Genomic DNA, 15029 nt, shown 5'->3' with positions numbered 1-15029 from the left:
AGCGACGCATCGTCAGGCTGCTCTATCTCGGCTAGATCGAGCCCGGCCAGCACCCCTTCGAACAAATCGATGCCGAACTCGCCCGACGCGCTTGAAACCCCATGCCGCCGCTGCGGAGCCAGTGGCCCGGCAACGCCGCGAATAGCGCGTATTCCTCAGCCGTCAGATACGTCGTCACCAACGGCCGCGCGAGGGGATCGGGGACATCGTATTTCTTCTACAGCTTGAGCACCACGCGCCCGCCGACGCTGTCGGTCATCCGCCGCAGCCGACACCGCGTATCCGTGATGTAGAGATCCTCGATCAGGATCGACCGGCAGCCATCCAGCGATGGCCGCTTCAGAGGATCGACAAGGAACCGCCACTCATGCTCGACATGCGAGTATTTGTGAGCCGCCAGTTCCTCGTCGAGGCCTCTCAGAACCGCCTAATCAGCGAGTCAGCTTCTTGTAGGACAGCGCGGTCGGACGATCCGCCGCATCGCCCAGACGGCGGCGCTTGTCCTCTTCGTACGATTCGAAATTGCCCTCGAACCATTCGACATGGCTGTTGCCCTCGAACGCCAGGATGTGCGTGGCGAGACGATCCAGGAAGAAGCGGTCGTGGCTGATGACCACCGCGCACCCGGCGAAGTTCTCGATCGCCTCCTCGAGCGCGCCCAGCGTCTCGACATCGAGATCGTTGGTCGGTTCGTCGAGTAGCAGCACGTTGCCGCCGCGCTTCAGCATCTTGGCGATGTTGACGCGGTTGCGCTCGCCGCCCGACAGCTTGCCGACGTTCTTCTGCTGGTCCTGGCCCTTGAAGTTGAACGCCCCGACATAGGCGCGCGTCGACTGGTCGAACCCGTTGACCTTCATCGAATCGAGACCGTCGGAAATCTCCTCCCAGACGTTCTTCTTGTCATCGAGATGATCGCGGCTCTGGTCGACATAACCCAGCCGCACGGTGGACCCCTTGTCGATCGTGCCGCTGTCCGGGGTTTCCTGCCCGGTGATCAGCTTGAACAAAGTCGACTTGCCGGCGCCGTTGGGACCGATGACGCCGACGATGCCGCCCGCGGGCAGCGTGAACGAGAGGTTCTCGAACAGGAGCTTGTCGCCGTACGCCTTGGAGACGTTCTCGAGTTCGATGACCTTGCCGCCGAGACGCTCGGGCACCTGGATGACGATCTGCGCCTTGCCGGGGCTGCGGTTCTCCTGCTGCGCGACGAGGCGTTCGAAGTTGGCGATACGCGCCTTGGACTTGGTCTGGCGTGCCTTGGCACCCTGGCGAATCCATTCGAGCTCGTTCTTGATCGCGGTCTGACGACCGGATTCCTCGCGATCCTCCTGCTCGAGGCGCTTGGCCTTCTTCTCGAGATAGGTCGAGTAGTTGCCCTCGTACGGGAAATACTTGCCGCGATCGAGTTCGAGCACCCAGCCGACGACGTTGTCGAGGAAATAGCGGTCATGGGTGATCATCAGCACCGCGCCTGCATAATCCTTGAGGTGGTTCTCCAGCCACTGGACGCTTTCGGCGTCGAGGTGGTTGGTAGGCTCATCGAGCAGCAGGATTCCGGGCTTCTGGATCAGCAGGCGGGTCAGCGCGACGCGGCGCTTCTCACCACCCGACAGCTTATCGACCGGCCAGTCGCCCGGCGGGCAGCGCAGCGCTTCCATCGCGACCTCGAGCTGGTTGTCCAGCGTCCAGCCGTCGACCGCGTCGATCTTCTCCTGGAGCGTGCCCATCTCTTCGAGCAGCGCGTCGAAGTCGGTGTCGTCCTGCGGATCGCCCATCTCGGCGGAGATCGCGTTGAAACGGTCGACCATGTCCGCAACGCTGCGTGCGCCGTCCTTGACGTTCTCCAGCACGGTCTTCGAGGCGTCGAGCTGCGGCTCCTGCTCCAGATAGCCGACCGTGACGTTCTCGCCCGGCCATGCCTCGCCGATATAATCCTTGTCGATGCCGGCCATGATCTTGATCAGCGTCGACTTGCCCGCGCCGTTGGGGCCTACGATGCCGATCTTGGCGCCATGATAGAATTGCAGATTGATGTTCGACAGCACCGGCTTGGGCGCGCCGGGGAAGGTCTTCGTCATGTCCTTCATGACATAGGCGTATTGGCCGGCCACGGGGGTCTCCGTTCGGGTGTTCGTGAGGGCGGGATTGATCTGCGCATGTAAGGGCATGCGCGAAGGTTGGCAACGCGCGCGCTCGGACCTAACGGTGGGCCGACATTAAGGGGAATAGCCGATGACGCGTATCGCACCATTTCTGGCGGCCTGTGCCGTCATCACCGCCGTTCCCGTCGCGGCGCAGCGTACCGCCGCCCCGGCGACTGCCGGCGACGCGAAGGTCGCGGCGTTGCGCGACAAGGCGCTGACCGACGACACCGCCTGGCAGATCGTCGAGGGGATCACGACCGAGGTCGGCCCGCGGATGACCGGCACCGAAGCGGCACCGCGCGCGCGCGCCTGGTCGGTCGCCAAGCTGAAGGCGCTCGGGTTCAAGAACGTGCGGATCGAGACGTACCAGCTGCCGGTCTGGTCGCGTGGGCTGGAGAGCGGGGAGTTGGTCGCTCCCTATGCGCAGAAGCTGCATCTGGTCGGCCTCGGCAATTCGGGCGCGACGCCGCCGGGCGGGCTGACCCTGCCGATCGTGTATTTCCCGACCTACAACGATCTGGCGCTCGCTCCGGACGGCAGCCTGAAGGGCAAGATCGCCTTCGTGTCGAACGCGATGCAGCCGACCCAGGACGGGTCGAGCTATGGCTCGCAAGGCACCGCGCGCTTCGTCGGACCGAATGTCGCCGCCAAGAAGGGTGCGGCGGCGATAGTGATCCGATCGATCGGCACCGATCACGGCCGCGGGCCGCACGCGGGCAACACCAATTTCGAAGCGGGCGTGACGCCGATTCCCGCGGCGGCATTGTCGGTCGCGGACGCCGAGCATGTCGAGCGGCTGGTAAAGCTCGGCAAGCCGGTGACGCTGAGGCTGGTGCTCGAAGACAAGCAGGCCGGCATGCAGGAATCGGGCAACGTCGTCGCCGAGGTTCCGGGCACCGACCCTAAGGCGGGCATCGTCCTCGTCGGCGGCCATCTCGACAGCTGGGACCTCGGCACCGGCGCAATCGATGACGGGGCGGGCATCGCGATTACCGCGGCTGCCGCCAAGATCGTCATGGACGGCGGCCAGCGCCCGCGTCGCACGATCCGCGTCGTCTGGTTCGGCGACGAGGAAAGCGGCGGCTTCGGCGGAGCCGCCTACGCCAAGGCGCATGCGGGCGAACGTCACGCGACTGCCGCCGAATCGGATTTCGGTGCCGATCGCGTCTGGCGGTTCGAGAGCAGCCTGCCCGACGCTGCCAAGCCCATCGAGGATCGCCTGGCGGTCGCGCTCGCGCCGCTCGGGATCATTCGCGGTGCCGATGCCCCGCATGGCGGCACCGATGTTGGCCCGGTGATCGCCACGGGGGTCGCTGGAATCGACCTCAACCAGTCGGGCCTGCGCTACTTTGACTACCACCATACGCCCGAGGACACGCTGGATCTGATCGACCCCGAACAGCTCCGCCAGAACGTCGCGGCCTGGACCACGGTGATCGCGACGGTGGCCAATGCACCCGAGGAAATCGGGTCAATTGTGCCCCAGAAGTGACGAATTGCATGAACCAATCTGTCATCGTTCTGCCGCAAACCTTGCGGACAGATGAATTTAGCGGATTGACCGCCCGCCGGGGGCCGCTATTTGACGTGACTTCGCGACGGCAATCGGGTCGGCCGCGAGTGAAACTATGCTTGGGAGCATTCGAATGAAGAAGATCGTTCTGATCGCTGCTGCCGCCGGCCTGATGTCCGTCGCAGCCTGCAGCAAGTCGCCAGAAGCCGCCGCCGTTGAGAACAACGCGGACATGCTGGCTGACAACATGGAAATGCAGGCTGACAACATGGACGCCATGGCGGACAACACCTCGAACGCAGTCGCTACCGACGTGCTCGAGAACGCTGCTGACAACATGAACGCAGCTGCCGACAACGTCCGTGACGCTGCCGACGAGAAGACCGACAACATGAACTAAAATCTGTCGGGCGTTTCTACGCTCGATAGGATTTAGTGTCGGAAAGGGCGTTCCTTCGGGAGCGCCCTTTTTCTTTGCGCATTTGCTTTGCGCCCTTTTGCCCGATGATCGCTTGCGCTAACGCAGGCGCCGGTGGGGCCTGTAGCTCAACGGTTAGAGCTGGCCGCTCATAACGGCTAGGTTGCGGGTTCGATTCCTGCCGGGCCCACCAACCCTGCTATTCTGATCGCTGCCCGGAACGCGAACGCCCCGGGCAGAGCAATGCTCAACCAATCGGCAGGTCGAGCAGCAGTTCGCGAACGTAGCGGACCGGCGGCGAGCCATGCGCGAGCAGTGCGTCGTTGTACCGCTTCAGATCGAACGCCGCGCCCTGACGCGCCTTGGTTTCGGCCCGCAGCGCCATATGCTCCGAATAGCCGGTGAAATAGCTCAGCAACTGCGTCGAGCCGAGCGAGGCGCGGACCCATTTGCCCGCCGCCTCGCGCTCCTGCTGGAACGCGGTGTGCGTCATCAGCTGCATCGCCTGCTCGCGGGTCATGCCTTCGGTGTGGATGCCGATATCGAGCAGCGAGTTCGAGATCGAGCGCAGCCGCATTTTCAGCACGGTCAGCTTGAACAGCGGATCGCCGTTCAGATAGCCCTCGTCCGCCATCATGCCCTCGGCATAGACCGCCCAGCCCTCGATGAACGGCCCCGAGCCGAGCACCGCGCGCAGCGTCGACTGCGTCGCATTGGCGTGCGCGAGCTGGAGATAATGCCCCGGCATCGCCTCGTGCACCGCCAGGTCGTGGATCATATAGTCGTTATATTCGCTCAGGAACGACGTCGCCTGTGCCTCGGTCCAGTCGTCGGGGATCGGCGACACGGCGAAGAACGTACCGAGGTTCTTCTCCAGCGGCCCCGGCGAATCGCAATAGGCGACCGCGACACCCTGCTGGAACTTGGGCATGGTGATGATCTTCACCGGACCATCCGGCATCCCGACCAGTCCCTTGTCGCGAACGAACGCGGTCGCCTGCGCCAAGGCCTTGGTCGAGGCGTCGATCATGCCGTCGCGCGGCGGACGCTTGGCATAGGTGAGCTCGAGCGCAGCCTGGATTGCGGCCTGTTGCTGCGCATCGGACGGCGTGTCGGGAAGCAACAGCGCATCCTTCTTGGCACCGAATATCTGTCGGGCGATGGCGTACATCTGCGCGCGCGTGTCGACGATCGCGGCCTGTGCGCGACGCTTGATTTCGGCGCGCGTCAGATCGGACTGCAACGCAAAACCGAGCTTCTTGTCGTACAGCGCCGCGCCGAGGCGGAAGTCGCCCTTCGCGCCGGGAACAAGCGTCTTGTCGAGCCAGACCTGATGCTCGGCGACCGCCGCCTTCAGCTTCACGAGCGCGGCATCGAACCGCTTGGCGTCCGCCGCCGACAATTCGCTCTTGTGCGGTGCGAGCATGCTCTCCGCGATGTCGACGATGCCGCTGTTCTGCTTCGCCACGGTCGTCGCGTAGATCGACGGCACGCGCGCAACCACGATGTTCGCCCGCGCCTGCGCCAGCAACGCGGGAAGCGCCTCCATCCGCGCGGTCGCCGCCTTCAGCCGCTGCGGCCACTGCGCGAAATCGCGGGCCGCGAGCGAATAGAGCGAACTGCCGGCGATATCGTTATAGACCTGCGGATCCCAGGCCCACCCACCGAGCGTCTCGGCATCCCAGATGTCGTAACGCAGCGCATTGTCGAGCAATGCCGCATCCACCTGCTCCTCGCGCGACAGGGCTTTCCGATCGATCCGCTGGAGATCGACGAGCATCGCCTTCGAGAACGCCTCGCGCTTGGCGCGGCCAGCCGCGGACATATCCGTAACCTGCGCATCGAACCGATGATCGCCGAGGCCGGTTGCCGATGACGGGTTCAGCCGCGCCAGGCCGTCGACATAGCGCTTCGACAGCGACGTAAACGCCGGGTTCTCCGCGGCCTGCGCCGCCAGCACGGGCGCAGGAATGGAAGCGACGGGCAGCGCCAGGATTGCGGCGCCGAGCAACAGACGGAAGTTACGCATGGGTCTAATTCCTGACGATCAGCGCTGCGAAGCGGTGCCGAGTTGAGTGTTGAGATAGACCGTGACGAGCGCGGCGCGCTTGGCGTCCTCGATCTTGTCGGCGCCGGCCGCGTGACCGCCTTCCGGGTTCTCGTAATAGAAGAACGGGTCGCCATACGCCTCCAGCCTTGCGGCGAACTTGCGCGCATGGCCGGGATGGACGCGGTCGTCCTCAGTCGAGGTGTAGATGAACGGCGTCGGGTATTTCACGCCGCGCTTCAGGTTCTGGTACGGCGAATATTGCGAGATGAACGCCCAGTCCGCCGGCCTGTCCGGATCGCCATATTCACCGATCCACGATGCGCCCGCTGACAGATGCGAATAGCGCTGCATGTCGAGCAACGGCGATCCCATCACGATTGCACCGTACAGATCAGGACGCTGCTCCATCGCGACGCCGACCAGCAGGCCGCCGTTCGAGCGGCCCGACACCGCGATCTTGCGCTTGGCGCTGACGCCGGTCCGGACCAGATCGTCGCCGACCGCATGCAGATCGTCATACGCCTTCTGCCGGTTCTCGCGCAGCGTGGCCTGATGCCACCGCGGCCCGTATTCGCCGCCGCCGCGGATGTTGGCGAGCACGAACGCATTGCCTTCCTCGACCCAGAACAGCCCGGCAGGTCCCGAACGATAGGGCTGGTCGACGAGGTAGGTCGGCGTCTGCGCGTTGCGGAAACCGCCATACGCGTGGACCAGCGCGGGCACCGGGCCCGTGATGCCCTTCTTGCGCACCAGGAAATACGGGATCTTCGTGCCGTCCTTGGACGTCGCGAACCGCTGCTCGACCTGCATCGCCGAGGCATCGAAGCGTGCGGGCAGCGTGTCGACCGTCACCGGCTGCGCCTTCGGCCGCACCGCATACAGCGCCGGTGGGCTGAGGAAACTCTCGACCATCGCAAATGCGACGTCATCCTTGCCCGCGGTCGCATCGAGGTGGATCGTCGAGGCGGTCGGCAGCGCCGCGACCGACTGCGCCCAGACGCCGTCCGCGCCGCGCGTCAGCGACACGAGCCGGCCCGAGACGTCGTCGAGCATCTTCACCCACAGCACCGACTTGCTCGAATCGACCTGCTCCACCGCCTGGGTCGCGGTCGGTACCAGCACGCGCTCGATCGTCGGCGCGCGGCCTGCCAGTACGTCGGCAATCGAATATGCGATCACCGATCCACTCGGGATCCCGCGCCAATCGGACGCCAGCGTCGCGATCAGCCGCCCGTCGAGCACCGTATCGATCTCCGCGTCGTCAGGTAGCGGCGTCGGCACCAGCCGGCCGTCATCAGCGATGTGGCTGCGCTTCGAATGGAAGAAATCGACGTTGCGCGACACGAGCGCATACCGTCGATCACCCTTCGTGAAGACATTGGTCTCGATCCCGACATCATCCTGCGTCGCGCTGGTGACGATGGTGGCCGAGGCAAGCGGCGTGCCGCGCTCCCACCGCTTCACGGTCCGCGGATAGCCCGACTTGGTCAGGCTGTCCGGGCCAAAATCGGTCGCGACGTACAGCGCGTTCGGCCCCGCCCAGTTCAGCCCGGTCTTGAAGCTCGGCACGACGAAACCGTCGGTCACGAACTTGCCCGACGCGATGTCGAACTCGCGCTCCTCGACGGCATCGCCGCCGCCGTTCGACAAGGCGACCATGCAGCGATCATAGGACGGCGAGCGACAGGTCGCCCCCTTCCACACCCAGCTCTTGCCCTCCGCCTTGCCCAGCGCATCGACGTCGATCAGCGTCCGCCACACCGGCTTGCCGCTGGTGAACGACGCCAGCGAGGCAACCCGCCATAGCCCGCGCACGTTCGTCCTGTCCTGCCAGAGGTTCAGCACCTGATCGCCAATGATCTGATCGGGCGTCGCGATCTGCCGGTCGGCCTGCAACAGGTCGAGCGCACGCTGGCGATACGCGGCGTACCCCGGCTTCGCCTCGAGCGTCGCCAGCGATCGCGTGTTCCATTTGCCGACCGTATCGAGCGCGCGGGCGCCGTGGATATCCTCGAGATACGCGTTCGGGTCGGCGGGCGGATCGGCCGCGGGCGTCTGGGCGATCGCGCTCGTCGACAGCGCAAGGAGAGCGAGAAGAGGCAGGCGAAGGGACATCGTCGGGCTTTCTGTGATCGGTCGCTCATCCTTAGGCACAAGGAATGACTTCGTCACCGGTCGCGCCGTATAAGGCCCGCAAAACGTGGGAGAGGATGATGGCCGTGGCCCCTAAGAACGCGTCGCATTTCGGCGATTACCAGAACGCGATCTACTTCGCGGGGTTGAACGGCGTGCTGCCGAGCGTGCCGGTCGATTTCGCGACGCTGGAGGCGCGTGCCTCGGCCGCATTACCGCCCGCGACGCTCGCCTATCTGCAGGGCGGCTGCGGCGACGAGCATACCCAGCGCCACAATGCCGATGCCTTCGCGCATTGGGGGATGACGCCGCGGATGATGGTCGACTGTACGCGCCGCGACCTGTCGATCGAACTGTTCGGGATGACGCTGCCGACGCCCTTGTTCATGAGTCCCGTCGGCATCAATGGCATCTGCACCCAGGACGGCCACGGCGATCTCGCAGCGGCAAAGGCGGCGGCGATCACCGGCGTGCCGTTGTGCCAGTCGACGTTGTCGAACGATCCGCTGGAGGACGTCGCCGCGCAGTTCGGCAATACCCCCGGCTTCTTCCAGCTCTATACGCCCAAGAACGATGCGCTGACCGAAAGCCTCGTCCGCCGCGCCGAGGCCGCCGGGTACAAGGCGATCGTCGTCACGCTCGACACCTGGGTGACCGGCTGGCGCCCACGCGACCTGAACGCCGCGAACTTTCCGCAGCTACGCGGCCACGTCCTCGCCAATTATTTCAGCGACCCGGTGTTCCGCGGCCTGCTCGACCGGCCGCCCGAGGAGGACGGCGCGGCGGCGGTGCGGCAATGGGCGGGCGTGTTCGGCAAGGTGCTGACCTGGGCCGACATGCCGTGGCTGCGCTCGCTGACCAAGCTGCCGCTGGTGCTGAAGGGCATCTGCCACCCCGACGACGCACGGCGCGCGATCGATGCCGGTGCCGACGCGATCTACTGCTCGAACCATGGCGGCCGGCAGGCGAATGGCGGGATCGCCGCGATCGACATGCTGCCGGACGTGGTCGCCGCCTCGGGCACGACGCCGGTGCTGTTCGATTCCGGCGTCCGATCGGGCACCGACATCGTCAAGGCACTCGCGCTCGGCGCTACGGCGGTGGGGGTCGGCCGTCCCTACACCTACGGGCTCGCGCTCGGCGATGCGGACGGCGCGGCGCATGTGCTGAAATGCCTGCTCGCGGAGGCGGACCTGCTGATGGCGGTCAATGGCTATCCGACTATCGCCGACGTCCGCGCCGCCGGCGCGATCCGCCAGTCATGATCCGCCCGCGTAGCGCAGCGTGACCAACAATGTCCGCGGGGCGCCGGGCATGATCCACAGCGCGCTGTACGAACTCTGCGCATAGGTCGCCTCGAACAGGTTATCGACCTCGGCGCGGACCGACCAGCTCGGGGTGACTGCATAGCCGAGCGCCGCCTTCGCCTTGACGAACGACGGCAGCCGGACATTGCCACCGTCGAGCGCCGCCGCACGGTTGCCGACATAGATCGCGCCTGCGCTGACCTCGACACCCGCGCCGCGCCGATCGGGGAAACGCCCGACCGCAAGCAGCGTGCCGCTGTGCTCCGGCACGTTCAGCACGTCGCTGCCGGGAAACGCTGGATCGTCCGCCCGCGCGTGCGTCCAGGCGTAATTGCCGACGAGTTGCCACCCGCCCCCGATCCGCGCCGACGCATCGACCTCGATCCCGCGGCTGCGCACTTCGCCGACGGTCGCGAGGAAATTGGCGTCGGCGGGATCGGTCGTCAGGATGTTCGACTTGGCGATGTCGAACCACGTCGCTGCAGCATCGATCCCCGACCACGCGCCGCGCGCCCCCAATTCATAGCCGTGCCCGCGTTCGGGCGCGAACCCTTCCCCGGTCCGTCCGGTGCTGGAATTCGCGCGGAACGATTCGCCGTAATTGGCATGCAGCGCGATGTGTTCGTCCAGCTTGAAGCGGCCACCGACGCGGAAATCGAGCGGCGAACGCTTGCTGTCCGCGGTCCGCGTCGTCCGCCGGTTCTCGAGCATCTGGTCGAGCCGATCGAACCGCACGCCGCCGACGAGCGACAGTCGATCGGTCACCTCCCACAAATCCTGCGCATACAGCGTCAGGCTGTCGCGCGTTTCGCGCTGGTCGGTGAACGGCAGCAGAGCGGCGGTCGTCGTGCCGTAGACCGGCGCATACAGGTCGATCGCATAGGGCAAAGCCGCCGACGGACTGCGCCGCACCTGCCGCTCGGTGAAGTCGAGATGGTAGTATTTGACGCCGACGCTCGGCCGGTGCGCGCCGACCGTTCCCGCCAGTTCGACGCGCGCGGACAGGTCGTCGACGTCGAAATCGCGGTAGCGCCGCTGCCGCCACAAGGTTCGATCGCCGACCAGCCGCGATTGTTCGCTGGAAAATCCGTTCAGCGCCGCCCTGCGCCAAGCCACGCCGCCGTTCAGCGCCCAGCCGGTGCCGAGGGCCTGCTCCCCCGTCAGCTGATGCCGCACGTTGCGCGAGCGTACCCGGCCATCAGCCGGCTCGCCGTAGAAACGTTCGCGCGGGATCGCCTTCGTGTCGCCGGCAACCGCGGGGATACCGCGGTCGAACGGCGTCGCGACCTGCAGGAATTCGGCGGCGTAGGTCAGCGTCGTGCCCGGTGCGGGCGTCCAGCGGATCGACGGCGCGACCAGGCGGCGGCGCAGGTCGACGGTGTCGCGGAATCCGTCGCTATTCTCGGCAGCAACCACGATCCGCGCGGCGATCGTCGAACTCAGCGGCCCGGTGACGTCGATCTCGCCGCGCACCGTGCCGAACGATCCGACCATCAGCGCGGCGTTGGTCGCAGTCTCGAACCGCGGCGTCTTGGTGACGATGTTGACGCGCCCACCCGGATCGATCTCGCCGAACAGCGCCCCGCCCGGCCCCTTCAGCACCTCGATCCGCTCGACATTGGCAGGGTCGCGCGGCGGTCCGAACCCGCGATTGGCGAGGAAGCCGTCGACATAATATTCGGCTCCCGTATCGGGCGAGCCGAGAAACCCGCGCACCGCGAAATTGTCGCGCAGGCCGCCCAGATTATTCTGCTGGCTGATCCCGCTGACCAGTTCCAGCGCATCGCCAAGCCGGCGCGTGCCATAGGCATCCAGCATGTCGCGCTCGATCGACCGGCTCGACTGCGACATGCGCTGCGTCGCCAGGTCCGACGACGCGACGCGGTCGCCGCGCCGCCCTTCACGGCCGAGCACGACGATCTCCTCGCCGTCGGTAGTCGATGGGTCACGCGCCTCTTGCGCGAACGCGGCGGCAGGTACGAAAGGCAGGAGCAGCGCGATGCCGAGGGATCGAAGCATATTGACCTTGATGTAATGATGTAACATTGCTCGTCGCGGAGGAGCGATCACTTGTCAACATCCGTCACGCTCGGCGCACGAACGCCGGCCACCACTATCGAACCGGCGCCCAAGCCGGTCGCCAAGACCGCCCGCCTCACCAGCATCGATGCGCTCCGCGGCTTCGTCATGCTGCTGATGCTGGTCGATCACACGCGCGAGTTCTTCTACATCGACGCGCAGGTCAGCGATCCGATGAACGTCGCGACGACCGCGCCTGCGTTGTTCTTCTCCCGGCTGTCAGCGCATCTGTGCGCGCCCGTGTTCGTCGCGTTGACCGGTCTGTCGGCGTATCTCTACGGTGCCAGGCGGACGCGGGCGGAGACATCTATGTTCCTGCTCAAGCGCGGCGTGTTCCTGATCCTGCTCGAACTCACGCTGGTCAATTTCGCCTGGAATTTCTCGTTCGCGCCAGAGACCATATTTTTGCAAGTTATCTGGGTGATCGGCCTGTCGATGATCGCGCTGGCGGGGCTGATCCATCTGCCTCGTCCCGGACTGATCGCGGTCGGTGCGATCATAATCCTCGGGCACAATCTGCTCGATCCGATCGCGTTCTCAGCGGGTGAACCCGGCCACGCCCTATGGGCGGTGCTGCACGACCGCGGCTTTATCGAGCTTCCCTGGGGACGCGCGCGTACCTCCTACCCACTGTTGCCGTGGATCGGCACGATCGCGCTCGGCTACGGCATCGGCCCGTGGTTCGCTCGCGACCTTCCTGCGGCAACACGCCTGCGCCGCCTGTCGATCGCAGGCCTGGCGATGCTCGCCGGCTTCGTCGCACTGCGCAGCCTCAACATTTACGGCGACACCCCGTGGCAGCCAAGCACGGACACGCTGCACACCGTGATGGCATTCCTCAACGTCACCAAATACCCGCCGTCCGCCGACTTCCTGCTGCTGACGCTCGGCATCGGCGCGCTGCTGCTGGCAGCGTTCGAGCGGATCGACCGCCCTGCCGCGTTGCTTGCCATCTTCGGCGGCGCGCCGTTGTTCTTCTACCTCGTCCATCTCTACGCGCTGCATGCCGTCAACCGACTGGTCGGCCTCGCGATCGGCGCGGACGGTTTGGTCGGCGTCCCCGGCGTCGCTTGGCTCTGGGCGATCGCCGCGGCGATGGCGGTACCGGCATGGTTCGCCTGCCGCTGGTTCGCGCGGCTGAAGCGCACCAGTGACCAGGCCTGGATGCGCTATCTGTGAGCTAGCTGCTGTGATCGGCGATGATCTTCCACGCGGTGCCGCGCCGTTCGAAGACCAACGTCGTCATGCCGCTTTCGGTGGTCGACGGCCCGGTCAGCGTCCAACGCGCGAACAGCATCGCGTGCGCCGGGTCGATCCCGCGCATTTCGAGGAATGCGAACGACAGCGTGCCCCGCGCATTGCCGATGCCGCGGAAGCTCGGCTGGTATTTGGCGGAGATCGCCGCCTTGCCGCGCAACAGCCCCTTCGGCGTCACGAACACCGCGTCGTCGGCGTACACGGCCATGAACCGCGGCAGATCCCCCGCGTTCCACCCGGCGGCACTTGTTTCCATCGCCTGTCGGATCGCGATCTCGGCCGGCGTACGAGCCGGCGCCTGGGCGGGCGCAGCGGCAGCGATCGTCACCAGAGCCAGCGGCAGCATCAGGTTGCGCATCATTCTCGTCCCATCAGTTCGAGGAGCGCCGCCTCGTCGACCGGCTCCGAAAACAGGAACCCCTGGTACAGGCCACACCCGCCCGCGGCGAGCAATTCGAGCTGCGATGGCGTCTCGACCCCCTCGGCAATCACCGCAAGCCCGAGCGACCGCGCCATCGTGATCGCCCCCGCCACCACCACCCGGTCGCGCGCGCTCCCGTCGATGTCGCGCACCAGCGACTTGTCGATCTTCACGTAATCCAGCGGCAGAGACTTCAGATAGGCGAGGCTCGAATAGCCCGTCCCGAAATCGTCGATCGCCACGCGACACCCCGCCCCGCGCAGCTCCGCGAGCAACGCCGCCGCCGCTGAGAGATCCTCGATCAGCCCGGTCTCGGTAATTTCCACGGTCAGCCGCCCGCGCGGAAACCCGCTCTCGTCGATCCGGGCGAGGAACAATGCTCCGAACCCCGGCCGCGTGATGTCCGCCGCGGTCAGGTTCAACGACACCCGCAACGTCCCCAGCGCCTCCGGCCACGCCACCGCGCGCGCCAGCACCAGCCTCTGGATATGATCCGACAGCGCGATGCCCAGGTCGGCGCGGTCGGCGGCGTCGAACAGCGTATCCGCGCCGAGCGGCCCCAGCGTCCGGTGACTCCACCGCGCTAGCGCCTCGACGCCCGTGATCTTGCCACTCGCGATCTCGACCTGCGGCTGCCAGCGCAGATCGATCTCGTCGCGTTCGATCGCATGGTGCAGGTCGATCGCCAGCGCATCGATCGGCGCGACGCCGTCGGGCAGCGCGACGTGCAGCACCGATCCATCGCTCGCCTTGGCCTCCGCCAGCGCCTCGCTCGCGCGGCGCAGCAAGGCGGCGGCATCGTCACCCGGCTGGCGCTGTGCCACGCCGAACCGGCAGCCGAGCACCGCGCGCGTATCCGCCACCGCGAACGGCCGCGCCAGCGCCGCGTCCAGCGCGGTGATCGCCGCGGTCACCGCCGCGCCCGACGCCTCGACGACCAGTACGAACTCGGATCCGCCAAGCCGCGCAACCATCGCCTCGACGCCGATCGCCTCGCGTGCCACCGTCTCCGCACGGCGGACGGCCGCTTCGATCAGCCCGTCGACCGCCGGCCGGCCATGCGCCGCATTGACGATGTCGAGCCGCGACAACGCGACCACCACCACCGCGACCGGCCGATCCTCGGCGATCCGTCCGACGATCCAGCGGCGCGCGTCGCCGGTCTCGCGGTCGTACAGCGACGCCCCCGGTATGCCGCGCCGATCGATCGCGCCGCCCGATGCGCGCGCGGCATGGCGTCCGGCAAAGCGCAACGCCTGCACCAGTTCGCTCTCGCTCGCCGGGCTGGTGAGGAACTGCGTCGCGCCGGCATCGAAGAATTCGCCGATCGCCTCGACGTCGCCGCGCGACACCAGCACCAGCAGCGCAGCGCCATTGGTCGCGACCAGCCCGCCCAGCGCGCGCGTTGCCGCCAGCCCCTCGTCGAGCGCCCCGCGCGCGTCGATCATCGCCACCGCTGCACCACTCGCCAGGAACCGGCTCTCGACCGCGTCGGCATCCTTGAACACCGCCGCATGCCAGCCCGCCCCGGCGCCCGCACACGCCAAAATCTCTGCGATTTCACCGTGTTGACGGAACGATACCGCGAACAGCGTCGTTGCCGTCTGCATGTCTTCCATATCCGTCGCACCCCAGCCCATCGGTGCGAGCCTAGCTGGCGTATCGCCTCGCGCCAATCCACTACCAGCCGATCCGGCCTTGTTACTG

General features: G+C 66.4%; 10 protein-coding genes and 1 tRNA gene. 5 read left to right on the top strand and 6 right to left on the bottom strand.

Annotation, left to right across the window (positions count from 1 at the left end):
* Positions 1-431 precede the first annotated feature (431 nt).
* The gene (ettA, locus tag AC3D24_RS00820) at positions 432-2111 is read right to left on the bottom strand and encodes an energy-dependent translational throttle protein EttA (RefSeq protein ID WP_489027348.1); all 1680 of its coding nucleotides are present in this window, start codon (positions 2109-2111) and stop codon (positions 432-434) included.
* 121 nt (positions 2112-2232) lie between these two features.
* Between ettA and AC3D24_RS00815 the strand changes: the two genes are divergently transcribed.
* The 3 genes from AC3D24_RS00815 (at position 2233) to AC3D24_RS00805 (ending at position 4268) form a co-directional block, all read left to right on the top strand.
* Positions 2233-3636, top strand: coding sequence for a M20/M25/M40 family metallo-hydrolase (locus AC3D24_RS00815; protein ID WP_489027346.1), 1404 nt, complete (start codon positions 2233-2235; stop codon positions 3634-3636).
* Positions 3637-3790: 154 nt separating this feature from the next.
* Entirely contained in the window at positions 3791-4057 is a 267-nt protein-coding gene (locus AC3D24_RS00810; protein WP_031393308.1) for a hypothetical protein, read from the top strand.
* A gap of 135 nt (positions 4058-4192) precedes the next feature.
* Positions 4193-4268 (top strand) — tRNA-Ile (locus tag AC3D24_RS00805).
* A gap of 54 nt (positions 4269-4322) precedes the next feature.
* Here AC3D24_RS00805 and AC3D24_RS00800 read toward each other — a convergent pair.
* Positions 4323-6104, bottom strand: a complete 1782-nt coding sequence (locus tag AC3D24_RS00800; RefSeq protein WP_489027343.1) for a DUF885 domain-containing protein — start codon at positions 6102-6104, stop codon at positions 4323-4325.
* Between the two features lie 18 nt (positions 6105-6122).
* A complete protein-coding gene (locus AC3D24_RS00795) occupies positions 6123-8240 on the bottom strand; it encodes a prolyl oligopeptidase family serine peptidase (protein ID WP_489027342.1) in 2118 nt (705 codons plus the stop codon).
* A gap of 98 nt (positions 8241-8338) precedes the next feature.
* On the opposite strand from AC3D24_RS00795, the gene AC3D24_RS00790 reads away from it, so the two are divergent.
* Positions 8339-9523, top strand: a complete 1185-nt coding sequence (locus tag AC3D24_RS00790; RefSeq protein ID WP_489027341.1) for an alpha-hydroxy-acid oxidizing protein — start codon at positions 8339-8341, stop codon at positions 9521-9523.
* Here AC3D24_RS00790 and AC3D24_RS00785 read toward each other — a convergent pair.
* Positions 9518-11584, bottom strand: coding sequence for a TonB-dependent siderophore receptor (locus AC3D24_RS00785; RefSeq protein WP_489027339.1), 2067 nt, complete (start codon positions 11582-11584; stop codon positions 9518-9520). The two genes, AC3D24_RS00790 and AC3D24_RS00785, sit on opposite strands and share 6 nt — an antisense overlap.
* A 51-nt stretch (positions 11585-11635) precedes the next feature.
* Between AC3D24_RS00785 and AC3D24_RS00780 the strand changes: the two genes are divergently transcribed.
* Complete coding sequence (locus AC3D24_RS00780; protein ID WP_489027337.1) at positions 11636-12823, top strand: acetyltransferase domain-containing protein; 1188 nt, start codon at positions 11636-11638, stop codon at positions 12821-12823.
* 1 nt (position 12824) lies between these two features.
* Here the strand turns inward: AC3D24_RS00780 and AC3D24_RS00775 are convergent, their stop codons facing one another.
* Complete coding sequence (locus tag AC3D24_RS00775) at positions 12825-13259, bottom strand: YybH family protein (RefSeq protein WP_489027335.1); 435 nt, start codon at positions 13257-13259, stop codon at positions 12825-12827.
* A complete protein-coding gene (locus AC3D24_RS00770) occupies positions 13259-14932 on the bottom strand; it encodes an EAL domain-containing protein (RefSeq protein ID WP_489027333.1) in 1674 nt (557 codons plus the stop codon). Before AC3D24_RS00770 ends, AC3D24_RS00775 begins: the two co-directional genes overlap by 1 nt.
* Positions 14933-15029: the final 97 nt, after the last annotated feature.

Source organism: Sphingomonas sp. SL1004 (genome assembly GCF_057815015.1).
The sequence above is the reverse complement of the archived record's forward strand: the minus strand, read 5'-3'. Positions and strand labels throughout refer to the sequence as shown.

What these genes read in the sequence shown, in the direction of transcription:
- AC3D24_RS00790 (WP_489027341.1), top strand. Translation starts at nt 8,339, where the DNA reads ATGGCCGTGGCCCCTAAGAACGCGTCGCATTTCGGCGATTACCAGAAC.
- AC3D24_RS00800 (WP_489027343.1), bottom strand. Translation starts at nt 6,104, where the DNA reads ATGCGTAACTTCCGTCTGTTGCTCGGCGCCGCAATCCTGGCGCTGCCC.
- AC3D24_RS00770 (WP_489027333.1), bottom strand. Translation starts at nt 14,932, where the DNA reads ATGCAGACGGCAACGACGCTGTTCGCGGTATCGTTCCGTCAACACGGT.
- AC3D24_RS00795 (WP_489027342.1), bottom strand. Translation starts at nt 8,240, where the DNA reads ATGTCCCTTCGCCTGCCTCTTCTCGCTCTCCTTGCGCTGTCGACGAGC.
- AC3D24_RS00775 (WP_489027335.1), bottom strand. Translation starts at nt 13,259, where the DNA reads ATGCGCAACCTGATGCTGCCGCTGGCTCTGGTGACGATCGCTGCCGCT.
- AC3D24_RS00815 (WP_489027346.1), top strand. Translation starts at nt 2,233, where the DNA reads ATGACGCGTATCGCACCATTTCTGGCGGCCTGTGCCGTCATCACCGCC.
- AC3D24_RS00810 (WP_031393308.1), top strand. Translation starts at nt 3,791, where the DNA reads ATGAAGAAGATCGTTCTGATCGCTGCTGCCGCCGGCCTGATGTCCGTC.
- AC3D24_RS00785 (WP_489027339.1), bottom strand. Translation starts at nt 11,584, where the DNA reads ATGCTTCGATCCCTCGGCATCGCGCTGCTCCTGCCTTTCGTACCTGCC.